This is a genomic window from Enterobacter quasimori (assembly GCF_018597345.1).
Lineage (GTDB): Bacteria > Pseudomonadota > Gammaproteobacteria > Enterobacterales > Enterobacteriaceae > Enterobacter > Enterobacter mori.
The window spans coordinates 706,478-731,039 of the sequence record NZ_JAHEVU010000003.1 but is presented as its reverse complement, the minus strand read 5'-3'; the positions used below and the strand labels follow the sequence as shown (position 1 = coordinate 731,039).

At 54.4% G+C, this 24,562-nt stretch carries 28 protein-coding genes and 1 other RNA gene; 11 read left to right on the top strand and 18 right to left on the bottom strand.

The features are described 5' to 3' along the window. Positions 1–23: 23 nt before the first annotated feature. Positions 24–1,145, bottom strand: a complete 1,122-nt coding sequence (gene tyrA, locus KK102_RS15625) for a bifunctional chorismate mutase/prephenate dehydrogenase (RefSeq protein ID WP_126544790.1) — start codon at positions 1,143–1,145, stop codon at positions 24–26. Positions 1,146–1,155: 10 nt separating this feature from the next. After that, complete coding sequence (gene aroF, locus KK102_RS15620) at positions 1,156–2,226, bottom strand: 3-deoxy-7-phosphoheptulonate synthase AroF (RefSeq protein ID WP_010434135.1); 1,071 nt, start codon at positions 2,224–2,226, stop codon at positions 1,156–1,158. 214 nt (positions 2,227–2,440) lie between these two features. Between aroF and KK102_RS15615 the strand changes: the two genes are divergently transcribed. The 4 genes from KK102_RS15615 to KK102_RS15600 all read left to right on the top strand — a co-directional run bounded on the left by KK102_RS15615 (position 2,441) and on the right by KK102_RS15600 (position 5,214). After that, entirely contained in the window at positions 2,441–2,815 is a 375-nt protein-coding gene (locus tag KK102_RS15615) for a DUF2799 domain-containing protein (protein WP_089600696.1), read from the top strand. A gap of 153 nt (positions 2,816–2,968) precedes the next feature. Further along, the gene (yfiR, locus tag KK102_RS15610) at positions 2,969–3,505 is read left to right on the top strand and encodes a regulatory sequestration protein YfiR (protein ID WP_420842099.1); all 537 of its coding nucleotides are present in this window, start codon (positions 2,969–2,971) and stop codon (positions 3,503–3,505) included. Continuing rightward, a complete protein-coding gene (gene dgcN / locus KK102_RS15605; RefSeq protein ID WP_126544792.1) occupies positions 3,498–4,718 on the top strand; it encodes a diguanylate cyclase DgcN/YfiN in 1,221 nt (406 codons plus the stop codon). Before yfiR ends, dgcN begins: the two co-directional genes overlap by 8 nt. 13 nt (positions 4,719–4,731) lie before the next feature. Then, positions 4,732–5,214 carry an OmpA family protein gene (locus KK102_RS15600; RefSeq protein WP_108416517.1) on the top strand — a complete coding sequence of 161 codons (483 nt, stop codon included), beginning with the start codon at positions 4,732–4,734 and terminating at the stop codon, positions 5,212–5,214. Between the two features lie 2 nt (positions 5,215–5,216). Here the strand turns inward: KK102_RS15600 and KK102_RS15595 are convergent, their stop codons facing one another. The 7 genes from KK102_RS15595 to ffh all read right to left on the bottom strand — a co-directional run bounded on the left by KK102_RS15595 (position 5,217) and on the right by ffh (position 10,634). Further along, positions 5,217–6,587, bottom strand: coding sequence for a PepSY-associated TM helix domain-containing protein (locus KK102_RS15595; protein ID WP_216357960.1), 1,371 nt, complete (start codon positions 6,585–6,587; stop codon positions 5,217–5,219). 38 nt (positions 6,588–6,625) lie between these two features. Continuing rightward, entirely contained in the window at positions 6,626–7,030 is a 405-nt protein-coding gene (locus KK102_RS15590; protein WP_126544794.1) for a DUF2946 domain-containing protein, read from the bottom strand. Between the two features lie 132 nt (positions 7,031–7,162). Next, entirely contained in the window at positions 7,163–7,510 is a 348-nt protein-coding gene (gene rplS, locus KK102_RS15585; protein WP_002914145.1) for a 50S ribosomal protein L19, read from the bottom strand. 43 nt (positions 7,511–7,553) lie between these two features. Beyond that, positions 7,554–8,321: a tRNA (guanosine(37)-N1)-methyltransferase TrmD gene (gene trmD / locus KK102_RS15580; protein WP_014832949.1), complete on the bottom strand. Its 768-nt coding sequence runs from the start codon at positions 8,319–8,321 to the stop codon at positions 7,554–7,556. 31 nt (positions 8,322–8,352) lie between these two features. Continuing rightward, a complete protein-coding gene (gene rimM, locus KK102_RS15575) occupies positions 8,353–8,892 on the bottom strand; it encodes a ribosome maturation factor RimM (protein ID WP_029741020.1) in 540 nt (179 codons plus the stop codon). A 15-nt stretch (positions 8,893–8,907) separates the two neighbouring features. Next, on the bottom strand, positions 8,908–9,156 hold the full coding sequence (rpsP, locus tag KK102_RS15570) for a 30S ribosomal protein S16 (RefSeq protein ID WP_003863133.1): 249 nt from the start codon (positions 9,154–9,156) through the stop codon (positions 8,908–8,910). 116 nt (positions 9,157–9,272) lie between these two features. Next, positions 9,273–10,634: a signal recognition particle protein gene (gene ffh / locus KK102_RS15565; protein WP_003863132.1), complete on the bottom strand. Its 1,362-nt coding sequence runs from the start codon at positions 10,632–10,634 to the stop codon at positions 9,273–9,275. 166 nt (positions 10,635–10,800) lie between these two features. Here ffh and KK102_RS15560 point away from each other — a divergent pair, with 166 nt between their 5' ends. Then, positions 10,801–11,592 (top strand): cytochrome C assembly family protein, encoded by a 792-nt coding sequence (locus tag KK102_RS15560; protein ID WP_126544796.1) that lies wholly within the window; start codon positions 10,801–10,803, stop codon positions 11,590–11,592. An 18-nt stretch (positions 11,593–11,610) separates the two neighbouring features. Further along, on the top strand, positions 11,611–12,897 hold the full coding sequence (locus KK102_RS15555) for an HlyC/CorC family transporter (protein ID WP_126544797.1): 1,287 nt from the start codon (positions 11,611–11,613) through the stop codon (positions 12,895–12,897). A 51-nt stretch (positions 12,898–12,948) separates the two neighbouring features. Here the strand turns inward: KK102_RS15555 and grpE are convergent, their stop codons facing one another. Beyond that, positions 12,949–13,542 carry a nucleotide exchange factor GrpE gene (gene grpE, locus KK102_RS15550; protein WP_148102930.1) on the bottom strand — a complete coding sequence of 198 codons (594 nt, stop codon included), beginning with the start codon at positions 13,540–13,542 and terminating at the stop codon, positions 12,949–12,951. Positions 13,543–13,664: 122 nt separating this feature from the next. Between grpE and nadK the strand changes: the two genes are divergently transcribed. The 3 genes from nadK to bamE all read left to right on the top strand — a co-directional run bounded on the left by nadK (position 13,665) and on the right by bamE (position 16,767). Continuing rightward, a complete protein-coding gene (gene nadK, locus KK102_RS15545) occupies positions 13,665–14,543 on the top strand; it encodes an NAD(+) kinase (RefSeq protein WP_126544799.1) in 879 nt (292 codons plus the stop codon). Positions 14,544–14,628: 85 nt separating this feature from the next. Then, a complete protein-coding gene (gene recN, locus KK102_RS15540) occupies positions 14,629–16,290 on the top strand; it encodes a DNA repair protein RecN (protein WP_216357959.1) in 1,662 nt (553 codons plus the stop codon). 138 nt (positions 16,291–16,428) lie between these two features. Further along, entirely contained in the window at positions 16,429–16,767 is a 339-nt protein-coding gene (bamE, locus tag KK102_RS15535; RefSeq protein WP_014884883.1) for an outer membrane protein assembly factor BamE, read from the top strand. A 104-nt stretch (positions 16,768–16,871) separates the two neighbouring features. On the opposite strand, the gene KK102_RS15530 is transcribed toward bamE, so the two are convergent. Then, positions 16,872–17,159, bottom strand: a complete 288-nt coding sequence (locus tag KK102_RS15530; RefSeq protein WP_008502503.1) for an RnfH family protein — start codon at positions 17,157–17,159, stop codon at positions 16,872–16,874. Continuing rightward, a complete protein-coding gene (locus KK102_RS15525; RefSeq protein WP_024908332.1) occupies positions 17,149–17,586 on the bottom strand; it encodes a type II toxin-antitoxin system RatA family toxin in 438 nt (145 codons plus the stop codon). Before KK102_RS15525 ends, KK102_RS15530 begins: the two co-directional genes overlap by 11 nt. A gap of 156 nt (positions 17,587–17,742) precedes the next feature. On the opposite strand from KK102_RS15525, the gene smpB reads away from it, so the two are divergent. Both smpB and ssrA read left to right on the top strand, forming a co-directional pair. Further along, positions 17,743–18,225 (top strand): SsrA-binding protein SmpB, encoded by a 483-nt coding sequence (gene smpB / locus KK102_RS15520; RefSeq protein ID WP_006178063.1) that lies wholly within the window; start codon positions 17,743–17,745, stop codon positions 18,223–18,225. 89 nt (positions 18,226–18,314) lie between these two features. Beyond that, positions 18,315–18,678: a transfer-messenger RNA gene (ssrA, locus tag KK102_RS15515) on the top strand. A 115-nt stretch (positions 18,679–18,793) separates the two neighbouring features. Here the strand turns inward: ssrA and KK102_RS15510 are convergent. The 6 genes from KK102_RS15510 to KK102_RS15485 all read right to left on the bottom strand — a co-directional run bounded on the left by KK102_RS15510 (position 18,794) and on the right by KK102_RS15485 (position 24,535). Then, a complete protein-coding gene (locus KK102_RS15510) occupies positions 18,794–19,012 on the bottom strand; it encodes an ogr/Delta-like zinc finger family protein (RefSeq protein ID WP_216357976.1) in 219 nt (72 codons plus the stop codon). A gap of 68 nt (positions 19,013–19,080) precedes the next feature. Beyond that, positions 19,081–20,181 carry a phage late control D family protein gene (locus tag KK102_RS15505; RefSeq protein ID WP_216357958.1) on the bottom strand — a complete coding sequence of 367 codons (1,101 nt, stop codon included), beginning with the start codon at positions 20,179–20,181 and terminating at the stop codon, positions 19,081–19,083. Next, a complete protein-coding gene (locus KK102_RS15500; protein ID WP_032610580.1) occupies positions 20,178–20,663 on the bottom strand; it encodes a phage tail protein in 486 nt (161 codons plus the stop codon). The genes KK102_RS15505 and KK102_RS15500 overlap by 4 nt, the downstream gene beginning before the upstream one ends. Then, positions 20,663–24,106, bottom strand: coding sequence for a phage tail tape measure protein (locus KK102_RS15495; protein ID WP_216357957.1), 3,444 nt, complete (start codon positions 24,104–24,106; stop codon positions 20,663–20,665). Before KK102_RS15495 ends, KK102_RS15500 begins: the two co-directional genes overlap by 1 nt. Continuing rightward, positions 24,099–24,218 carry a GpE family phage tail protein gene (locus KK102_RS15490; protein ID WP_007848878.1) on the bottom strand — a complete coding sequence of 40 codons (120 nt, stop codon included), beginning with the start codon at positions 24,216–24,218 and terminating at the stop codon, positions 24,099–24,101. Before KK102_RS15490 ends, KK102_RS15495 begins: the two co-directional genes overlap by 8 nt. Before the next feature lie 14 nt (positions 24,219–24,232). Beyond that, a complete protein-coding gene (locus tag KK102_RS15485; RefSeq protein ID WP_007848877.1) occupies positions 24,233–24,535 on the bottom strand; it encodes a phage tail assembly protein in 303 nt (100 codons plus the stop codon). Between the last annotated feature and the right edge of the window lie 27 nt (positions 24,536–24,562).

Below are 24,562 nucleotides of genomic sequence, written 5' to 3'. Positions count from 1 at the left end.
CTTTCAGTATATACATCATTGCATTACTGGCGACTGTCATTTGCCTGACGCAACAGCGTGCGGCTTTCGCTCTGGAAACGCGTGGCGTAATCGCCGAACCAGTGCTCTACCTTCCGGAAGCTGTCGATAAACGCCTGCTTGTCTCCGTGCTCCAGCAGCGTAATCGCTTCGCCAAAGCGCTGATAGTAGCGCTTGATCAGCGCCAGATTGTTTTCGGAGGACATAATAATGTCCGCGTAAAGCTGTGGATCCTGAGCAAAAAGGCGCCCAACCATCGCCAGTTCCAGACGATAGATAGGTGAAGAGAGCGCCAGAAGCTGTTCAAGCTGAACATTCTCTTCCGCCAGATGCAGACCATAGGCAAAGGTCGCAAAGTGGCGCAGGGCCTGAATGAAGGCCATGTTCTGGTCGTGCTCAACCGCGCTAATGCGGTGCAGTCGAGCACCCCACACCTGAATCTGTTCCAGGAACCACTGGTATGCTTCCGGCTGACGCCCATCACAGTAGACGACTACCTGCTTCGCCAGGCTGCCGCTGTCAGGGCCAAACATCGGGTGCAGACCCAGCACCGGGCCCGTATGCGCAGCCAGCATTGCCTGCAGCGGACCATTTTTGACGGAAGCCAGATCCACCAGGATGCAATCATCCGGTAAAGGAGGAAGCTTCCCGATGATCTGCTCCGTCACGTGGATCGGAACGCTGACAATAACCATTCCGGCATCTTTCATGAGTTCCGGGGCATGCCCCCAGTCCTCTTTTTCCAGAATGCGTACCTGATAGCCAGAAAGCGTCAGCATTTTTTCAAACAGACGGCCCATCTGACCGCCGCCGCCGACAATCACCACCGGGCGCAGCGACGGACAAAGGGTTTTAAAGCCTTTGTCATTTTCGCTGGAGTAAGATTCGCGCATCACGCGGCGCAGGACGTCTTCAATCAAATCCGGAGAAACGCCCAGCGCCTGTGCCTCTTTACGGCGGGAGGCGAGCATAGAGGCTTCGCGTTCCGGGACGTAAATCGGCAGGCCGTATTTGCTTTTCACCTCTCCGACTTCGGCAACCAGCGCCATGCGGCGCGCCAGCAGGTCCAACAGCGCCTTATCCACTTCATCAATTTGATCGCGTAATGCGGTCAATTCAGCAACCATAACTACCCTCTTAAGCCAGACGCGTCGCCAGCTGGCCGTTCAAATCTTTGTGGATCTCACGCAGCAGCGCATCGGTGGTTTCCCAGCTGATGCAGGCATCCGTAACGGAGACGCCATGCTTCATAGCGCTACGCGGTTGTTCCGATGACTGATTGCCTTCATGAATGTTGCTCTCAATCATCAGACCGATAATGGAACGGTTGCCATCTTTAATCTGTGCGATCACCGATTCCGCAACCGCAGGCTGGCGACGGTAATCTTTATTCGAATTACCATGACTGCAATCTACCATCAGCGCCGGGCGCAGTCCTGCCTGTTCCATCTCTTTTTCACACTGCGCGACATCCGCCGGGCTGTAGTTTGGCGCTTTACCGCCGCGCAGGATCACATGGCCATCGGGGTTGCCCTGCGTTTGCAGCAGGCATACCTGGCCCGCCTGGTTGATACCGACAAAACGGTGCGGCATTGCGGCAGCGCGCATTGCGTTAATCGCCGTCGCCAGACTGCCATCGGTACCGTTTTTGAAACCGACCGGCATCGACAGGCCAGACGCCATCTCGCGGTGGGTTTGTGATTCCGTGGTACGCGCACCAATGGCAGACCAGCTGAACAGATCGCCCAGGTACTGCGGGCTGTTCGGATCCAGCGCTTCGGTAGCCAGCGGCAGCCCCATGCTCACCAGTTCCACCAGCAGGCGACGCGCAATTTTCAGGCCTGCTTCCACATCAAACGAGCCATCCATGTGCGGATCGTTAATCAACCCTTTCCAGCCGACGGTAGTACGTGGCTTCTCAAAATAGACGCGCATCACGAGATAGAGGCTATCGCTGACCTCCTCCGCTAATGCTTTAAATCGACGAGCGTACTCAATGGCGGTTTCAGGATCGTGAATGGAGCAAGGACCGCAAACCACCAGCAGGCGCGGATCGCGGCCAGCGATGATGTCAGAAATGGTCTGGCGCGAGTGCTCGATTTGAGCTTCCTGCGCAATGCTCAGCGGGAATTCCGCTTTAAGCTGATCCGGTGTGATTAAAACCTGTTCGTCAGTGATATGTACGTTGTTCAGCGCGTCTTTTTGCATGATGGCGATCCTGTCAAGCTCGTTTGCGATAGTTGTTTTTCCTCGAAGAGGTGAAACCACCATACCATAAAAAGTAAACATTTCAATCCAAAATACGTACACTTTAGTTTACAGATGCCAATTTATTGAAAAAAACAGCCGATAAAAACGTAAACTTTAAATTACACACAGACTTTCTTTAGCCAGGCTATGCTGAAGAAAAAGGAGAATGGCTATGCGTTCAATTGCTCTCACGCTGTTGTCACTGTTCTTATCAGGTTGCCAGATCAATCCTTACACCTTCCAGCCTGACTGGACCAGTCCGAGTTGGTTTGATGCAGGTAAAGAAGACGCCATGAATGGCCTGCCGGTTAAAGATAATCAAACCCTGGCCGATAGTTTTAACGACCCCCATGTCGATCGGAGTGAATATCTCCGGGGTTATACTGACGGTCAGAAGAAAGTGTGTGAAGAGGGTTTTATTCACGCATGGGGACTAGCAGGTAAATCTTTTCCTGCCAGCTGTGATACTGCCGAAAATGCCGCAAAGCTGCATGAGTCATGGCAGAAAGGGATGGATGAAAGTATGAGTACCAGCAGACTTAATTGAGTCTGGCTTTTAATGTCCAAATATAATCAACTGTAGGATTTAGCTTAAGTCTGGCTTGCGATTTTTCTGACATAATGACGGCGTTGATAAACAATGGTATTCTGCCAACAACTCTTTAGAACAACTATTTCCAGAGCAGTGTGGCGGAATCTGGTGAGAAATTTATTCTTGATCTCTTTGTTCCGATTCACTCTGGTGATAATGCTGTTCTTTACGGCAGGTCCAGCGACGGCAGCTCCGTTCACCGATACCGATAAATCGGTACGTTCGATTGTTTCCGGTATTGTGAGCTATACCCGATGGCCTTCGCTCTCAGGGCAGCCTAAGCTCTGTATTTATGCTTCATCTCACTTTACGCAAGTACTCAGCAGTGAAGATGAGCAAAGCCAGTTACCTTATACTCCTGTCATTGTACGTAACGATCGGGAAGCACTCTCCGCGAAGTGCGATGCTATTTATTTCGGGGCTGAATCGCCTGCAAAACAACTTGAATTAATTAGTCAATATCAGGGCCGAGCGTTGCTATTAATCTCAGAGCAAAATCCTGAATGTGTTATTGGCAGTGCATTTTGCCTGATAACAGAACAAAACCAGGTCAGGTTTTCCGTCAATCTGGATGCATTGACGCGCAGTGGCGTACGCGTCAATCCAGATGTATTAATGCTCGCACGGAATAAAAAGCATGAATAAGGATTTCGCCTCTACACCGCGTCCGACGTTTAAAAGAACGTTGCGCCGGATCAGCATGATAAGCGTCATCATTACAATGACATTTATATGGTTATTGCTGTGCTTCGCTTCCGTGGTGACATTAAAGCAATACGCACAAAAGAATCTTGAACTCACCGGCTCAACCATGAGTCACAGCCTTGAAGCCTCGTTGGTTTTCAATGATTCACTCGCAGCCAATGAAACACTTGCCGCCCTTGGAAAACAGGGGCAATTTGCCGTGGCGGAAGTTCTCAATGCCCACCAAAAACGGTTCGCTTACTGGTCATGGGATCCGGAAGAGAACACCGATACCCTGGGTGCGCTGGTCAGCCGCTGGCTGTTTCCTGTCCCTGTTGCACAACCGATCGTGCATAACGGCACGGCGATCGGCGAAATTCGCCTTACCGCACGAGACAGCCTTATCAGCCACTTTATCTGGCTGTCGTTTGCTGTCCTGACCGGCTGCATTCTGTTTGCTTCTGCCGTTGCGCTCACCATTACACGTTCCCTGCATCACGGCATGGTTACGGAAATGCAGAACATTACCGACGTCGTTCACGATGTGCGCGCCAACCGCAATTTCTCCCGTCGGGTGACGGAAGGCCGTATTGAAGAATTCCACCAGTTTGGCGAAGACTTCAACAGCCTGCTGGATGAGATGGAAGAGTGGCAGCTTAAGCTCCAGGCGAAGAATGCCCAGTTACTACGTACTGCCATGCACGACCCTTTAACCGGGCTGGCTAACCGCGCCGCGTTTCGTAATAGCATTGCGGCACTGATGAACGATTCATCGGCAAAGGCAAACTCGGCCCTGCTTTTCCTCGATGGGGATAACTTCAAGTTCATCAACGATACCTGGGGACATGCGGCAGGCGACGGCGTGCTGATCGAAGTCGCCAGCAGGATGGTTGAGTTTGGTGATAAACGTCATCAGTCATACCGCCTAGGCGGCGACGAGTTCGCCATGGTGCTCTACGGCGTCCATTCTGAGCGTGAAGTTCAACATATTTGTGCTGCGCTGTCGCAGCAGTTTATCCGTCCGTTTGATCTGCATAACGGGCAAACCGCATCATTGTCACTCAGCATTGGCTTCGCTCTGGCGTGGGAAAATGCCTCCGTGGAAGCATTACTGGAGCAAGCTGACCGCAATATGTACCTGGTCAAGAATCAGCGTACAAAAACAATAACTTAAAAAGGAATGCACTATGTTAAAGCGATATATCGCGCCCTTGTTACTTGGATCGCTGGCCCTGGCAGGCTGCCAGACACCGCCAGGTAAATTTACACCAGAACAAGTTGCGGCGATGAAGTCTTACGGCTTTAACGAACTGAATGGCGACTGGTCCCTGGGGCTGTCGGATAAAATCTTGTTTGATAAAAATGACGCAAGACTGCGCCCGGAGAGCGAAACACAGATCCAGACCATGGCCTCTCGTCTGGCGGCAACCGGTCTGAACCATGCCCGGATGGACGGTCACACGGATAATTATGGTGAGGATAGCTATAACGAAGCGCTCTCGTTAAAACGCGCGAATGCCGTTGCAGACACCTGGGCAAAGGGTGCAAATATCCCACGCAGCAATCTCACCACGCGGGGATTAGGCAAAAAATATCCCGTTGCCAGCAACAGCACCTCGCAAGGGCGCGCTGAAAACCGCCGGGTCGCGGTGGTTATCAGCACGCCATAAGGTTATTTAACGGAGGATCCGGCGAGCGACACGCCTGACGCCGCTCGCCAGCGTAGCCAGTCGACAAATATAAACAAGGCAAGACTCGCGCCCATCACCGGTAACGCCAGCCCCAGTAGAGCACTAACCACTATCGTGACCGTCCTCCCCCAGAATGAAAGCGCCAGCCAGCTCTGACAAAGCGTCTGCACCGGGTTCGCAGCTGACCTTGCCGGACGACGCATCCACCACATCCGGTACCCCCAGATAATGAGCACGCAAAGGGCAAGTCCGAACGCAACGAGCAGCAGCTGATTCACCAGCCCGAATAAGATCCCCATATGGAAATCTACGCCCCAGCGCGTCAGTTTTGCCATTAACGGGAAATCCTCAAAGCGGGTTCTGTCAATGACCTGCATCGTACTGGGATCAACCGCAACGGCATCAACCTGCGTTGGCCAGCTGCGATCGATTTCGGTTACCGTCCAGGCTCGATCGGACTGACCGGCGGGGCGGATCTCAAGCTTGTTAGCATCAATTCCTGCCTTTCGCGCAGCGCTCAGCACGCCGTCAAACTGCGTCAGATCCATTGCCATCTCCGGCATAAACATTCCCCCATGATCACCGCGATGTTCGGCGTGTTCGTCCATGACCATTGGCGTACCGGAGAGCCTTGTATTGACCTGCGGCGTCAGCCAGTTCATCTCAGCACGCAGTTTATCAACGTTCCCCCCGGCCCACTGAGACCAGGTCAGGCCGGTTGCTGAGAATAACAACATTCCGCCCAGCAGCGTCCAGCCTAACGCCACATGCACCCGACGTCGGTTCTGAAAGGGGTTGTTAATGCGCCGTTTGGGTCGGGTATAAAACCACAGCGCAATGCCGCCGAGCGCAGCGACCCACATCCACGAGGCCGCCAGCTCGCTGTAGAGCCGCCCGACATCGCCCAGCATCAGCGACGTATGCAGATAATCAATAGTCTGACGCAGCGGTAAAATCCCGCTGGTGCCGTATACCGTCATATCCCCCAGCACCGCCAGGCTTATCGGATCGACAAAGATAGCCCGATGTTCCGACGGACCAAGCGACGGGTCCGCAAACATCACGCGGGTGGTTTCGCCTTCAGCCAGCCCCGGACGCACGGCGTGCAAACGCAGATCTGATCCAACGGTTTTTTCCGCCACGGCAATTTGTTCCGCCAGCGGCTGCAACTCGCCCACGGAATCCGCGTGGAGCGCGTGCCGGTAGAGCGCATTCTCCAGCTGCGGGGTTGCCACATACAGCGTACCGGTCAGCGCGGCGAAGAAGATAAACGGGCCGACAAACAGCCCGACGTAGAAATGAAGGCGACGCAGCAGGTTTCCCCATGCCGCGCGCGGCGTGCAGGTAGTCATACTTTTCCTTTTTAAGGCAGTAAGTTATCGATTTATTTTTAAAGGGAAAAAGCAGACTGCCGCGGCGGCGCGCGGGTATCAGGGTAAAGCCAGGGGAAGAAGTGCCAGTGGCTGACCGCCTGACGCGGCGGCTTAACGCGCAGCCTCTGCAGCACCGCGCTGAGCAGGACGATGAGCGCCAGCATCACGCCAGGGACATGCGCTAACAGCACGCAGTAGCCGCAGGCTTCCGCATGGTCGACGGGCATCGAGTGAGGCATATCGCCATGATGCTCATCCATCGACATCATGCTCATATCATGATGCATGCCCGGCATGGCGCTCATAGGGTCTTTCTGCAGCGAGACGGAGATCAGCGGCGCAACCACGATCAGCAGGATCGCGAACAGCGCGGTCAATGCCGCTGCGCGTTTCCGGTCAGGCTGATGCAGTACGTTATCCACGTCCCCTCCACTCAAGAGGCAAGCATTGTAAATGATTTATGACAAAAGGGTTAATGCGAGAGGTGCGATGGGATAAAAAAAGGGCCAGCCTTTCGGCCAGCCCTTTCTAACAGGATGTCGCTTAAGCGAATCTTAGTTCAGACGCTCTTTAATACGAGCAGACTTACCAGTACGCTCACGCAGGTAGTACAGTTTAGCTTTACGTACAGCACCACGACGTTTAACAGCAATGCTGTCAACTACCGGAGAGTGAGTCTGGAAGACACGCTCAACGCCTTCGCCGTTGGAAATTTTACGAACAGTGAATGCAGAGTGCAGACCGCGGTTACGAATAGCGATAACCACGCCCTCGAATGCCTGCAGACGTTTTTTGGAACCTTCAACAACCCATACTTTCACTTCCACGGTGTCACCTGGACGGAAGGAAGGTACGTCCTGCTTCATCTGCTCTTGTTCAAGTTGCTTAATAATGTTGCTCATAATTTAATCTCTTATCCTGGGTAAACTGATATTCGGGAGCGTATTACGCATTCCCATCATGTTCATGCTGCTGGTGCGCGTGTTCAGTTTTGAACTCGGCCAGCAACTTTGCTTGCTCTTCAGTCAGAGCCAGGTTTTCCAGAAGTTCAGGTCTTCTAAGCCAGGTTCGGCCCAGCGACTGCTTCAAACGCCAGCGACGTATCTCGGCATGGTTTCCAGACAGTAACACTGCCGGAACCTCCATCCCTTCTAACACTTCAGGACGAGTATAGTGTGGACAGTCCAGCAACCCATCGGCAAAGGAATCTTCCGTTGCCGAAGCTTCATGGCCCAGAACACCCGGAATAAACCGGGCGACGGAGTCAATCAGCGTCATTGCCGGTAACTCACCACCGCTGAGAACGTAATCGCCGATAGACCATTCTTCGTCAATCTCGGTTTGAATTACGCGCTCATCTATCCCTTCGTAGCGCCCACAGACCAGAATCAGCTTTTGATTCGTCGCCAGTTCGCTCACGCCCGCTTGATCAAGCTTGCGTCCCTGAGGTGACAGATAAATCACCTTTGCGCCTTCACCTGCCGCGGCTTTTGCTGTGTGAATGGCGTCCCGTAAGGGTTGCACCATCATTAGCATCCCCGGTCCGCCGCCGTAAGGACGATCGTCCACGGTACGGTGCCGGTCATGAGTAAAGTCACGAGGACTCCAGCTCTGGATGCTCAGCAGGCCATTCTTTACTGCCCGGCCAGTTACCCCGTAATCGGTAATCGCGCGGAACATTTCAGGAAACAGGCTAATTATGCCAATCCACATAGCGCCGTCTTTTACCGTTTATCCGGAGAATTTAAAAACCAGGATCCCAATCTACTTCAATGGTTTGAGTAGTGAGATCGACTTTCTTGATAACCTGTCCATCGAGGAACGGAACCAACCGCTCCTTGATGCCAAATGCATCTTTCAGGTTTGCCTTAATGACGAGAACGTCATTTGACCCGGTTTCCATCATATCGATGACTTTCCCCAGGCTGTAGCCTTCGGTAGTGACTACCTGGCAACCCATAAGGTCTTTCCAGTAGTAGTCGCCCTCTTCCAGCTGTGGCAACTGCGACGAATCCACGACAATTTCACAATTAGTCAGCGCATTCGCGGCATCACGATCGTCAACGCCTTTCAGCTTGATGATGATGTCCTGATTGTGGTGACGCCAGCTTTCCAGCTCGACCTCTTCCCACTTACCGCCTTTCTGGATAAACCAGGGCTGGTAATCAAAAATGCTATCAGCGTCTTCAGTGGAGGAAAACACTCTGAGCCAACCACGGATACCGTAGCAAGAACCCATTTTTCCCAATACGATCGGTTCAACAGGTGCTTTATTGCTCATCATGACCACCGTGACAGATTAAGCTGCTTTGTTTGCTGCTTTGATCAGCGTAGCAACGCGATCGGAAACAGTAGCGCCCTGGCCAACCCAGTGAGCGATACGATCCAGATCCAGACGAGTTTCTTCTTCTGCGCCAGCGGCCAGTGGGTTGAAGAAACCAACGCGCTCGATGAAGCGACCGTTGCGTGCATTACGGCTGTCAGTCACAACAACCTGGTAGAACGGACGCTTTTTAGCGCCGTGACGAGCTAAACGAATAGTTACCATAACATCCTCTTGTGTGAATAAAACAACCGGGCCCCATCGAGGAACGGAGCCCGGGTGTCATATTAAAAGCCCGAAAATTTTACTCATTTTCGGGCAAAAAGCAATCTCAAAAGCGATTAACGCCCTGGAAAACCGGGTGGCATCATCCCTTTCATGCCGCGCATCATCTTCGCCATGCCGCCTTTCTTCATTTTCTTCATCATGCGCTGCATGTCGTCGAACTGTTTCAGAAGGCGGTTAACGTCCTGCACCTGCATGCCGCAACCGGCCGCGATACGGCGTTTACGAGAACCTTTGATGATTTCTGGCTTCGCACGCTCTTTCAGCGTCATCGAGTTAATGATTGCCTCCATACGGACCAGCACCTTGTCATCCATCTGGGATTTTACGTTGTCAGGGATCTGCCCCATGCCCGGCAGTTTGCCCATTAAGCTTGCCATGCCGCCCATGTTTTTCATCTGACGCAGCTGTTCAAGGAAGTCGGTGAGATCGAAACCGTCACCTTTTTTCAGCTTGCTGGCCAGCTTTTCGGCCTGCGCACGGTCAACCTTGCTCTCGATATCTTCGATCAGCGACAGCACGTCGCCCATGCCGAGAATACGAGAAGCAATACGATCCGGGTGGAACGGCTCCAGCGCTTCGGTTTTTTCACCCACGCCGAGGAACTTGATTGGCTTACCGGTGATATGACGAATGGAGAGCGCCGCACCGCCGCGGGCGTCGCCGTCCACTTTGGTCAGCACCACGCCGGTTAACGGCAGCGCTTCGTTGAAGGCTTTCGCGGTATTCGCCGCATCCTGACCGGTCATGGCGTCAACAACAAACAGGGTCTCTACCGGGTTGATAGAGGCATGCACCTGCTTGATCTCGTCCATCATCGCTTCGTCGACGTGCAGACGACCGGCGGTATCCACCAGCAGCACGTCGTAGAATTTCAGCTTCGCTTCTTTCAGCGCCGCGTTAACGATGTCGACCGGCTTCTGCGCCACGTCTGACGGGAAGAAATCCACGCCAACCTGCTCTGCCAGCGTTTCCAGCTGTTTGATCGCCGCCGGGCGATAGACGTCCGCAGATACCACCAGCACTTTTTTCTTGTGCTTTTCGCGCAGGAATTTACCCAGCTTACCAACGCTGGTCGTTTTACCCGCACCCTGCAGGCCCGCCATCAGCACCACGGCCGGAGGCTGAGCCGCCAGGTTAAGCACCTGGTTCTCTTCGCCCATCGCCGAAACCAGCTCGTTACGAACGATTTTGACGAACTCCTGACCCGGAGTCAGGCTCTTGTTAACTTCATGTCCAACCGCTTTTTCTTTTACGCGGTTGATAAAATCACGCACGACCGGTAACGCAACGTCTGCTTCGAGCAGCGCCATGCGCACTTCGCGCAGCGTTTCCTTGATATTCTCTTCGGTGAGGCGTCCGCGGCCGCTGATGTTGCGCAGCGTGCGCGACAAACGATCGGTTAAATTATCAAACATTGTCTTTCGCCTGGGGTAGAAACGTTGGGTCGCGTAAGCGACACATACACAGAATTTTGCCGGAGTATAACATGAAGGCAGCTTTGTTGTTATGCAACGGTTGGAGCACGCGTCACGTAACGTTATACTGCTTATCTTTCTTATTAAGACAACTGTCGACGCCTATATGCCTGTTTTCGCACTGATCGCCCTTGTTGCCTACTCTGTCAGCCTCGCGCTGATCATTCCCGGCCTGCTGCAAAAAAACAGCGGCTGGCGGCGCATGGCTGTTCTTTCGGCGGTGATAGCACTGATAAGCCACGCTTTTGCGCTGGAATCCCGCATTATTCCCGGCGACGGCAGCGTGCAAAACCTGAGCGTATTGAATGTCGGCTCACTGGTCAGCCTGATGATTTGTACGGTGATGACCATTGTTGCGTCCAAAAACCGCGGCTGGCTGCTGCTGCCGATTGTTTATGCCTTCGCGCTGATCAATCTGGCGTTAGCCACGTTTATGCCCAACGAGTTCATCACCCATCTGGAAGCCACGCCGGGGATGCTGGTGCACATTGGCCTGTCGCTGTTTGCCTACGCGACGCTGATCATTGCCGCGCTCTATGCGATGCAGCTCGCCTGGATTGACTACCAGTTGAAGAACAAAAAGCTGGCCTTCAATCACGAAATGCCGCCGCTGATGGTCATTGAGCGTAAGATGTTCCACATCACCCAGGTGGGCGTCGTCCTGCTGACGCTGACGCTCTGCACCGGTCTGTTTTATATGAAAAACCTGTTCAGCGTGGAGAATATCGATAAGGCGGTACTCTCCATCGTCGCGTGGTTTGTCTATATTGTCCTGTTATGGGGCCATTATCATGAAGGCTGGCGCGGTCGTCGCGTAGTCTGGTTCAACGTCGCGGGCGCGGGCATTCTTACCCTTGCCTATTTTGGCAGTCGCTTCATACAGCAATTTGCTGGCTAAGTAACAAAGGAGTTCCCCCTGGAACACATCTCCACCACCACGCTGATCGTTACGCTGATCGTCATGGTGGTCATCTCCGCCTATTTCTCAGGCTCGGAAACCGGCATGATGACGCTCAACCGCTACCGGTTACGTCACCGCGCCAAGCAGGGTAACCGTGCCGCCCGCCGTGTCGAAAAGCTGCTGCGTAAACCGGATCGCCTGATTAGCCTTGTGCTTATCGGTAACAACCTCGTCAACATTCTCGCCTCGGCACTGGGCACCATTGTCGGTATGCGCCTGTACGGCAACGCTGGGGTGGCGATTGCTACCGGGGTGCTGACGTTCGTGGTGCTGGTGTTTGCCGAAGTGCTGCCGAAAACCATCGCCGCGCTTTACCCGGAGAAGGTCGCCTATCCGAGCAGCTTTCTGCTGTCACCGCTGTTGATCCTGATGATGCCGCTGGTCTGGCTGCTGAATATGGTGACTCGCCTGCTGATGCGCATGGTCGGCATCAAAGCGGACGTCACCATCAGCAGCGCGCTCAGCAAAGACGAGTTGCGCACCATCGTGAATGAATCCCGCTCGCAGATCTCCCGGCGCAATCAGGACATGCTGTTGTCGGTACTTGATCTGGAAAAGGTCAGCGTGGACGACATCATGGTACCGCGTAACGAGATCGTTGGGATCGATATCAACGACGACTGGAAAGCCATCGTCCGACAGCTGACGCACTCCCCGCACGGGCGTATCGTGCTCTATCGCGATTCCCTCGACGATGCTATCAGCATGCTGCGCGTGCGCGAAGCCTATCGTCTGATGACCGAGAAAAACGAGTTCACCAAAGAGGTGATGCTGCGCGCGGCCGATGAGATTTACTACGTGCCGGAAGGCACCCCGCTCAGCACGCAGCTGGTGAAGTTCCAGCGCAACAAAAAGAAAGTCGGCCTGGTAGTGGATGAATACGGCGACATTCAGGGGTTGGTCACCGTTGAAGATATTCTGGAAGAGATCGTCGGGGACTTTACGACCTCGATGTCACCGTCCCTGGCGGAGGAAGTCACGCCCCAAAACGACGGTTCGGTGCTTATCGACGGCAGCGCAAACATTCGTGAAATCAATAAAGCGTTTAACTGGCATTTGCCGGAAGATGAAGCGCGAACGATGAACGGCATGATTCTGGAAGCGCTGGAGGAGATCCCGGCGGCAGGTACGCGCGTGCGTATTGAACAGTATGATATTGATATCCTGGACGTGCAGGACAACATGATTAAGCAGGTGAAAGTCCTGCCCGTCACGCCACTTCGGGAAAGTATTGCCGAATAAAATGTAGGCCGGGTAAGGCGCACGCCGCCACCCGGCACTACAGGCAGCGTATTACGCTTTGGCTTTCGCCACGGTCACCATTGCAGCACGAATGGTGCGGCCGTTCAGGGTGTACCCTTTCTGCATCACACCCAGCACCTTACCGGCTTCAATCTCTTCAGATTCCACCATTGCGATCGCCTGGTGTACGTTCGGATCCAGCGGGACATTAGTATCGGCAATCACTTCCACGCCAAACTTACGCACCACGTCCAGCATCGACTTCAGCGTCAGCTCGATACCTTCAATCATTGGCGCGTTATCCGGATTCGCTTTGTCAGCCACCTCCAGCGCACGATCCAGGCTATCGATTACCGGCAGCAGTTCATTAACGAATTTTTCCAGCGCAAACTTGTGCGCTTTCTCAACGTCCAGCTCGGTACGACGACGCAGGTTTTCCATTTCCGCTTTGATACGCAGCACGCCATCGCGTTCGCGATTTTGCGCTTCTACCAGCTGGGCTTCCAGGTTGGCAATTTTTTCATCGCGCGGGTCCACCTGCTCAGCAGACGCTTCTGGCTCTACAGCCTCAACTTCATCGTGCTGTTCCGTGATAATTTCTTCAGGGGCTTGCCCCTCAGGCGTTTTCTGTTCTTTACTACTCATGAATTTCTCCGCGTTTTTCTGCATTCATCTCGCTAACTTCGCTTATTATGGGGATCAGTTTCCGGGATTCAAGGGAACAAGACAGATTGTCATCATTCATCAGGCACAAGGACCTCCAGAAAATGAATAATCATTTCAGGTGTATTGGGATCGTCGGGCATCCGCGTCACCCTACCGCATTGACGACACATGAAATGTTGTATCGCTGGCTGTGTGGCAAAGGCTATGAAGTGATGGTCGAGCAGCAGATTGCTCAGGAGCTGCAGCTCAAGAGCGTCAAAACCGGCACGCTGGCAGAAATTGGTCAGCAGGCGGATCTCGCCGTGGTGGTGGGCGGCGATGGCAACATGCTCGGTGCGGCCCGCACGCTGGCGCGTTATGATATCAAGGTTATTGGCATCAACCGTGGCAACCTCGGTTTTTTAACCGATCTCGACCCGGATAACGCCCAGCAACAGCTGGCCGACGTGCTGGAAGGGCACTACATCAGCGAAAAACGTTTTTTACTGGAAGCGCAGGTGTGTCAGCAGGACTGCCAGAAGCGCATCAGCACCGCGATCAACGAGGTGGTTCTCCACCCCGGTAAAGTGGCGCACATGATTGAGTTCGAAGTGTATATCGACGAAATCTTTGCCTTTTCGCAGCGCTCTGACGGACTGATTATCTCCACCCCGACCGGCTCAACCGCCTACTCGCTTTCTGCCGGCGGCCCGATCCTGACGCCCTCGCTGGACGCCATTACCCTGGTGCCAATGTTCCCGCACACGCTCTCCGCCCGTCCGCTGGTCATCAACGGCGACAGCACGATCCGTCTGCGCTTCTCTCACCGTCGTAATGACCTGGAGATCAGCTGCGACAGCCAGATAGCGCTGCCGATCCAGGAAGGTGAAGATGTTCTCATTCGTCGATGTGATTACCATCTGAATCTGATTCACCCGAAAGATTACAGCTATTTCAACACATTAAGCTCGAAGCTTGGCTGGTCAAAAAAATTGTTCTGATTTTGCATCCAGTACTTTACTGTATAAAAAACCAGATTATACTGTATAGAAACACAGTTATGGTTTTTCATACAGGAAAACAATTATGCTGGCACAACTGACCATCAGCAACTTTGCCATTGTTCGTGAGCTTGAGATCGACTTCCACAGCGGCATGACGGCAATCACCGGTGAAACCGGTGCAGGTAAATCTATTGCCATTGATGCCCTCGGCTTGTGCCTTGGCGGCCGCGCAGAGGGCGATATGGTGCGCCGGGGCGCAACCCGTGCCGACCTGTGCGCCCGCTTTTCCCTGAAAGACACCCCTGCAGCCCTGCGCTGGCTGGAAGCAAACCAGCTCGAAGACGGACGTGAGTGTTTACTCCGCCGCGTCATCAGCAGCGACGGTCGCTCACGCGGCTTTATCAACGGTACGGCGGTCCCCCTTTCCCAGCTTCGCGAGCTTGGCCAGCTGCTTATCCAGATCCACGGTCAGCACGCGCATCAGCAGTTGATTAAACCCGAGCAGCAGAAGGCCCTTCTTGATGGCTACGCAGGTGAGTACGCGCTTACTCAACTTATGGCGGAACACTATCGCCAGTGGCACCAGAGCTGCCGTGAACTCGCTCAGCACCAGCAGCAAAGCCAGGAGCGCGCCGCCCGTGCGGAGCTGCTGGCGTACCAGCTTAAAGAGCTGAACGAGTTCAACCCGCAGGCGGGAGAGTTTGAGCAAATCGACGAAGAGTACAAACGTCTGGCGAACAGCGGTCATTTACTTTCAACCAGCCAAAATGCGCTCAACATGCTGGCGGATGGCGAAGACGTAAACCTGCAAGGACAGCTGTATAACGTCCGCCAGTTGATTACCGAACTGGTCGGCATGGACAGCAAGCTTTCAGGCGTCCTGGATATGCTGGAAGAAGCGGCTATTCAGATCTCCGAAGCCAGTGACGAACTGCGCCACTACTGTGAACGTCTGGATCTCGACCCGAACCGTCTGTTTGAGCTGGAGCAGCGTATCTCCCGTCAGATTTCACTGGCGCGCAAGCACCACGTCACGCCGGAAGAGCTGCCGGGCTACTATCAGTCTCTGCTGGACGAGCAGCAGCAGCTTGACGATCAGGCTGACTCGCTGGAAACCCTCTCTCTGGCGGTGAGCCTGCACCATGAACAGGCGCTGGCGACAGCGCAAAAACTGCATGAAATTCGTCAGCACTATGCGCAGGAGTTAAGCCAGCACATCACCGAGAGCATGCACACCCTGGCGATGCCGCACGGCGTATTCAGTATTGACGTTCGCTTTGAAGAGAGCCACCTGACGGCGGAAGGTGCGGACCGCATCGAGTTCCGCGTCACCACCAACCCGGGTCAGCCGCTGCAGGCGATCTCTAAAGTGGCCTCAGGCGGCGAACTGTCGCGTATTGCGCTGGCGATTCAGGTGATTACCGCGCGTAAAATGGAAACCCCGGCGCTGATTTTCGATGAAGTAGATGTAGGCATCAGCGGCCCGACGGCGGCGGTAGTGGGTAAACTGCTGCGCCAGCTAGGCGAATCAACGCAGGTGATGTGCGTCACCCACCTTCCACAGGTGGCTGGCTGTGGTCATCATCACTTTATCGTCAGCAAAGAGACGGATGGTGAAATGACCGAAACGCACATGAAACCGCTGGATAAACGCGCGCGTCTGCAGGAGCTGGCGCGCCTGCTCGGTGGTAGCGAAGTCACCCGCAATACGCTCGCGAATGCGAAAGAACTGCTGGCGGCATAAACTTTTTCGGGATCTCAGAGTCATAGAGAACAACAAAAACGCCGCCAGACCGGTTTCAAAGTGGGGCAAGGTCTATTATCATCGGCATATTACATATGAGCCGCGTTCTGCTCGGGCCCGAAAAGGAATCAAATCACTATGCGTTGTAAAATGCTGACCGCTGCCGCAGCGGTTCTTCTGATGTTGACCGCAGGCTGTTCCACTCTGGAGAAAGTGGTTTACCGTCCTGACATCAACCAGGGGAACTACCTTACCCCTAACGATGTGTCCAAAATCCGCGTGGGGATGACACAACAGCAGGTCGCTTATGCACTGGGAACCCCGATGATGTCCGATCCGTTCGGTACAAATACATGGTTCTATGTCTTCCGTCAGCAGCCAGGCCACGAAGACGTGACCCAGCAAACCCTGACGTTGACCTTCAGCAGCGCCGGTGTCTTAACCAACATCGACAACAAGCCTGCCCTGACCAAGTAATCAGGCGTCAGAAATGCAAAAAGGTGCTCAATGAGCACCTTTTTTGTTTTCCGTTGATTCCCTCGCCCCTTTGAATAGAGGGTCAGGGTGAGGGGAAGAAAGCGCTACTTACTGGCCTTCTCCGCACGCTGACGACGCAGCTCTTTCGGGTCGGCAATCAGCGGACGATAAATCTCCACCCGGTCACCCTCTTTCAATACGTCGCCGAGCTTCACCGGACGGCTATAAATCCCGACCTTGTTCTTCGCCAGGTCGATATCGCTGCGAAGCTCAAGGATGCCGGACGCGCGGATGGCTGCCTCAACGGTCGCCCCCTCTTCCAGCGTCACTCGCTGCAGATACTGCTTCTCCGGCAGCGCGTACACCACTTCTACCGCAATCTTATGCGACACTGTAAACCTCTTTGGCGCGGGTGGTGAACGCCTGAACCATGTTAGACGCCAGCTCTTTAAAGATGCGGCCAAACGCCAGTTCAATCAGCTTATTGGTAAACTCGAAATCCAGCTGGAACTCAATGCGGCAGGCATCAGCGCTAAGCGGCGTAAACTTCCAGCCGCCCATCAGGGTCTTAAACGGACCATCCACCAGATGCATCAAAATACTCTGATTGCTGGTCAGCGTATTGCGGGTGGTGAACGTCTTGCTGATCCCCGCTTTGGAGACATCTACCGCCGCCGTCATCTGCGTCGGGCCGGACTCCAGAACGCGGCTTCCGGTACATCCCGGAATAAACTCTGGATAAGACTGAACGTCGTTCACTAACTGATACATTTGTTCCGCGCTGTAAGGCACAAGCGCAGTACGGCTAATCTGAGGCATAGCATTTTCCATGGTCACACAACGGACAAATAATAACATTTATCACCTGTTAAAAAAACGCTAAGCCTCATCTCGTGCTAAGATAGCGCGTTAGACCTCACAGGACGCAATGAGGTGACTTTTTGAAATCAGATTACCGACGGCTTTACGACACTTATGACGAAGAAAAAAGCACATAAACCAGGCTCGGCGACCATTGCGCAAAACAAGCGTGCTCGCCACGAGTATTTCATTGAAGAAGAATTCGAAGCAGGCCTTGCGCTGCAGGGCTGGGAAGTAAAATCGCTGCGCGCGGGTAAAGCGAACATTGGCGACAGCTACGTGATCCTGAAAGACGGCGAAGCTTTCCTGTTCGGTGCGAACTTTACGCCGCTTACCGTCGCCTCTTCACACTACGTATGCGACCCAACGCGCACGCGTAAACTGCTGCTGAACAAGCGTGAGCTGGAATCCCTTTACGGGCGTATCAACCGTGAAGGCTTTACCGTTGTTGCGCTCTCTATGTACTGGAAAAATGCCTGGTGCAAAGTGAAAATTGGCGTGGCGAAAGGTAAAAAACAGCACGACAAACGTACTGACCTGAAAGAGCGCGAGTGGCAGCTCGACAAAGCGCGCATCATGAAAAACGCAGGACGTTGATTCTGCACACTTATTGTACTATTCAATAAGTTAGCGTTTCGGGCTGGTATCCAGGAAGTGAAATCTGGTATACTTAGTTCAACACTATTGGGGCTGATTCTGGATTCGACGGGATTTGCGAAACCCAAGGTGCATGCCGAGGGGCGGTTTGCCTCGTAAAAAGCCGCAAAAAAATAGTCGCAAACGACGAAAACTACGCTTTAGCAGCTTAATAACCTGCTAAGAGCCCTCTCTCCCTAGCTTCCGCTCTTAAGACGGGGATCAAAGAGAGGTCAAACCCAAAAGAGATCGCGTGGAAGCCCTGCCTGGGGTTGAAGCGTTAAAACTAATCAGGCTAGTTCGTTAGTGGCGTGTCTGTCCGCAGCTGGCGTGCGAATGTAAAGACAAACTAAGCATGTAGTACCGAGGATGTAGAAATTTCGGACGCGGGTTCAACTCCCGCCAGCTCCACCAAATAAAACAAGGGGTTACGTGAAAACGTAGCCCCTTTTTCTTTTCCAATGGCGGCAAAATGGCGACAGGCTTTTGGACTGGCGACAAAAAACCCGCTTTCAAAGCGGGTTCTTTTTTAAAAATTCATGTGCCCTTGCCCATCCTCTCCCGGATGTGGGGGCGCAGAAGAAATCAAATTAGGCTTAATGATATGCCTAACAAATGTTTCATGCGTGACAAAAGTACAACCGCAGTTGATATTTTTGCACTGGTTGTAACGCTCTTTGGTTGTTGCTGAGACCTGAAAACTGCTTCTTGTATGGGCTGCCTGGCCGCACTCTGGACAATTCATCATTCCGGTTATCCCACCACTTTTGCCAAAATCACAATAATGATACATCATTATTCAATTTTGAGAACCCATTACTCCATTTCAAGATCATCAATCTTAACTTCAAGCTCCAAAGTCGTAGTGAAACCATTATCTGCACTGACACTATGCGTCAGCGTGGTAATGGTCCATTCGGCATCATCAATGGGCTGTTTAAAGCCGCTCACCTTCACCGGCATTTCGGTATACAGATCAGCCCTTCCCTCTGCGAGCTGCAGGGAGAATGTTGCAACCCCGCGCTGCAGGCGCTCCCACTGCATCTTTGCCGCTCGCTCTGCATTGCTGCGGTTTGCATAAGTTCTGTTGAGTACCAGCACGTTTTCATCCGTTCCAACCAGGTAATCTCCCTGTTTTGCTTCCGGCTCCTTTGCTGCGGTGGTTTTCTTTCGACGGCGCTTAACCTTTGCTGTCTCTTTTTTCTTTGGCTCACGGGTATGGAGCCAGCTGGCAATCACCCCCGTATAGGCATCGCGATCTGCCAGGGTAAAACGATGACCGTCACCGGCCTGGCGGGTTATGGTGATAACCGGCAGCGGCTTACCGCTTGCCGTTCTGCCCTGCCCCTGGCGGATAAACAACAGATTTCCGTCCTTAACGGAGGCTATCGCCCCATACTGCCGCGCCAGCTTCATCAAAAAGCTGGCGTCGCTTTCATTTGTCTGGTCAAGATGATCTACAGGCCTGTCCATCAGGTCCTGCCCCAGCGCCATCTTTAATTTATGCCTGGCGGCGATTTCCTTCACGACTTCGCCCACCGTTGTCTGGTGCCAGGACTTTTCACGCCGCGTGTTCAGGGTTTCACGGAAATCTGCACTACGCGCGCGAATTGTGAGACGGTCAGGCGCGCCGCTGTGCTCAATCTCATCGACAGTAAAGGCCCCTTTCGGAAAAAGCGGCTGACCTTTCCACCCCAGCGCAAACTGAATAATGGCCCCCCGACGCGGGAGAACGATTAGCCCGTCCGAGTCGTCCAGTTCCAGATCAAGCTGGTCCGCCTCAAAGCCCCGGTTATCCGTCAGCGTCAGACTCATCAGGCGCGCATCCAACACTGTAGTCACATCTTTACCTTCAATGATGATGCTGAAACCGGGGGTTTTGCTGTTCAGGTTCAGGAGATCAGAGCTGAAATTCACTGCAGTAACCCCCCAACCGTATTTTTCATATTGCCTATCGCAGAGGTGGCGGAGTCCTGCAAATTACTGAGCTGATCGCTGAGGCTGCCAAACATATCAGACAGCGATTCATCCACCCGTTTCAGGCTCAGCGAAAATTCGATGCGCCGGGGCATACCGCTCTCAAAAAATTCTGTTTTAGTCTGGCTCAGACTCTCAATCACAAACATGCCGTAAATCGTCCCGCTCCCCTCAATAAGAGGCCAGGCTTTCCCCAGCTCCGCCATCTGCTCCAGCGCCAGCAAAGACAACCTGCCGCCGGTAATCTCCGGCAGCAGGACGCCGGACAGCGTAAGCGAATCGTTATCCGGTCCAAGAAACTGCGTTGTCGGGCGCCGGTTTACCCGGCTGTTAGCTGCGTGCCGCCAGCTGCGCTGATACTGCAGCTCCTGATAGGGTACGGTTCGCAGCATGAATACGTACAACCCCAGCACCATCATCATTATTCGTAACCCCCTCGATCACTGAAATTACTGCGTGTTTTTGCCCTGGCCCTGCGCTCTCGCTCATCAAGCTGCCGGGCCACCTCGCGGGCGATATCCTGTGCGCTTTGCCCTGGCTGGGCGACAATATGAATTGGCGCGCTTATCTCGTACTTAATGACCTGCGGCTGTCTCTCTGTCTTCTCCGACGGCGCCGGTCGCGTCCTGACAGGTACACTGTACGGATGAATTGGCGCGGCTTCTGCCGGGGCAGCCGCCAGGCCCATTACGCCAGCGACCACTGAAGCGAACACCTTCTGGCGCATAGCCATCGGGTCAGCCCTGTTATCCGTGATTTCCGTAATGGCCGGTGCTGGCATGACAGCCGCAGCGATATCAGCCAGCTCCGCAGCACGATCCCGACCTGGACGATTTACCGGGGCGTTAACAATCTCAGGAGGCAGTATTAACCTGCTTTCAGGCCGTTGCTCCGGGCTGGCTGTTACATCACGAACGGGGCTTACTGTTGCCGCCAGTTTCACCAGTTCAGTAGTGCGATTGATTATCGGAAGATTTGCCGGACCGTTCACATTATCAGGCGGCAGAACTATCCCGCGTTCAGGATATTGTTTAGCGCTGGCAGGTTCCGTCCGGGAAGGATTGAGCGTTGCCGCCATCCTCGCCAGATCAGCAGTCCGTTTCCTGCCGGTGACATTGGCGGGCCCGTTAACAATCTCAGGGCCATTCTCGCCCACGATGCCGAACTGGCCGCGCGGAATGGTACCGCCGCTGTCGTACATACCAGCAAAACCCATCGGCGGGAATCCGCCAGGCGGAAGCACCACTTTACCGTCTGTGTTTACCGTGGCTGGCTGCTGCCGCGTGACCTGCTCAGGAAGCTTCGCTTTTGCCGCCTCCTTGCTGACAATGCCGAGTTTTTCAAGCAGCCAGGACACGCCCGATTTAAGCGAATCCAGCGGGTGCATGACCATGTTCAGCCCTGCCGCCAGCGCTTCGCCAAACTGCCGCCCCATCGACGCCGCGCTTTGCAGTTCTGCAGAGGTGGATTTAACCGGCGTAAGCAGATCAGTAAACCAGCCCCACAACGCCTGGACCTTGTCACCAATCCACTGGAAAACAGGCTGCAGTGGCTCAAACGCCGCACTGATAGGCGCAGCTGCAGCTTTGAATCCTTCAACCACTCCGCCTAAAAATGCGCTTATTGGCTGCCAGTATTTCCAGACAACCAGCGCCACGCCAGCCAGGGCCGCCACGACCAGCCCTATCGGACTAAGCAGGGCGCCCAGCAATCCAGAAATCCCGTACAGCGCGACGCGAAGGAGGGCCAGCGGGCCGGACGCCAGAAAACGCAGCACGCCACCGGCTGCGGATAACCCCCCGCGCAACGCGGCCAGCGGATTCATTACCATGCCGATAATGTTGCGAATGCCAGACATTCCGCCGCGAAGGACAGCCAGCGGCGCACCGGCCAGCGCTTTCAGCGCATTGCCAGCCAGCGCGGCAGAACGGCGCAGGGAGTTAAGGGGAGACGCCAGCAATCCGGCGCTGCTGCCGGATGCAGCCAGGCCACGGCGCAACAGGGAAAGCGGCGCATTTGCCAGCCAGGACAGCGCGCCGCCAGTGCGTGTCACTGCAGACATAACGGAGGGGAGTGTTTTTACACCCAGCACGGACAGGCCAAAACGGATCACCGCCAGCGGCCCCAGCACGGCAGCCACGGCCACCGCCAGCGTGCCGAGTACAACGGTGATCGCAGCAGCGGCCGCCGCCACTTTCATCAGCGTGCCCGCCAGCTGCGGGTTAGCCTCAACCCATCGACGCAGTGCCCCGGTAACGCTTTTGACATACCCCATGATATCCATCAGCGGCTGGCGCAGGGTTTCACCCAGGCTACTGAAAGCGTTCTGCGCGCCAGTTTTCACAAGCAACCACTGCGCGGAAAGAGAATCCTTATTGATATCGGATTCTTTCTGCATGGAGCCGTTAGCCTCAGTGCCTGAGGTAAGTTTCAGCTGTCGCTGCAGCTCCGGCAGGTTGTTTGCAAGCTTCGCCGCATCATCGCCAAACTCCTTGCCAAATATCATCGTCATGGCGGACAGGCGTTTATCCTGCGGCAGTTTGTTGACCTTCTCCAGCACGCGCTGAATGGTCCCCATTGCGTCCTTTGTCATCTGCTTTTCAATCTCTTCTGGATTGAGTTTCAGCAGATCCATACCTTCCATGAACCGCTTGCTCTGCATGGTTGCAATCGACAGTTCGCGCACCATCGCATTTGATGCGCTGGCGGCAATTTCAGGCGCGGCCCCCAGAGACAGGAAGGTGGAACCCAGCGCGGCCGCCTTGCGGAAATCAAGCCGGTCGGCTACGCCGCCCATGCGCTGCAGCACATTGATGATATCGCCGCCCTTAGACATGGCGTTATCGTCCAGGTAGTTCAGGGCATCGCCAAGCTGTTCAATATTTCGGGTCGGCACTTTATACAGCTGCGCGATTTTCCCCAGCCCCTCCGCCAGCTCATCAGCGGGCAGCTCGAATGCCGTTGCGGCCTTTGCTGCAGTGGATGCAAAGGCCAGCAGGTCACGCTTCTGGTCTTCGTAAGAATCGTTCTGGTTTGTCACGCCCATGCGGGCGCCACCTTCAACCAGCGCGGCATAGTCAATAGCGCCATTCTCCATCGGCAGCTGTTCACTGGCGGCCTTAATGGCATCCTGCATATCGTAAAACTGTTTTGTGCGGTTGCCGTTGTCGTCCCGCAGCCCGTTAACCTGCTTTGCAACGCCTTTCATCGCATCTTCCATGCTGGCATAGCTTTTAACGGCTGCCATCACTGGCGCGCCCATCGCCAGCCCGGCGGCAGTAGTCGTTGCTCCGGCGCCCGCGATACGATCCCGCACCTCAAGTCGCCGGGAATACTGATCGCGGACGGCGTTCATTCGGGCCTGCTGCTCGCCCAGGCGTTTAAGGGATTTCTGCTGTCGGTCCAGCGCCTGCCGGGTTTCGTCGGCATTCTGCCGCAGCTCACGCTGCGCACTGCTCAGCTTTTTGGTGTCCAGCCCGGCCTCATTGAGCGCAAGACGCTGACGCTGCACCGACTGACGCAGGCCGTTGTATTTGCTCTGCAGCTCGTTAACGCGGTTTTTTGCCTGCTCAAGCAGACGCGCCTGCGCCGCCGTCGGGCGGTTAGTTGCCGAGAACTGCGTGGCAAGCTTCGCCGCTTCTTCGCGTGCGGCTTTAAGACTGTTGCCGGTGACGGCCAGCTGCGCGCTTGCCTTGCGGAAACCGTCAATACGGCCCGCCTGGGCGTCCAGTTCTTTTAATCTTGCGCGGCTTTGCTGAATGGCGGTAGCCAGCTCTTTAGAGCTGGCCTGCGCTGATCGGAATGGGCGGGTGAGCTTATCAACCGCATTTAGAATTACCTGCAAACGCAGGTTCGTGTCACTCATCGCTGGCCCCGCTTCTCTGAATCGCTTTATGCCGCCACTCCAGCACTTCGGTCAGCGGCATAACGTCAGTGACGGACGGCGGCCAGTGAAAAATGGTGGCGATATCAGCCACCAGGTCTTCTACCGTCAGGCTGTCGGCAAACCGGCAAGCACCGATTTCTTCAACAAAAAAGTGACCACCTCAACCGACAGCGCGGTGAGATCTGCGGGGTCCATTTCAGCCATTTCCTGAGCGGTCAGCGCGGGCGTTGAGATGCGGGGAATAATCGTCATCATCGCGCCGACGTCCATATCCATGATCGCCTGCAGACGGGTGCCACGCAGCGCGCCGGACTGCGGCTTGCGCAGCACAATTTCGGCAATTTCGGTTTTACCGCGTTTGATTGGGGTGTCCAGCTGTACGGTTTTTTCAGTCAGTTGTTCGCTCATTGTCATTTCCTGTTAATAAGGTACTGG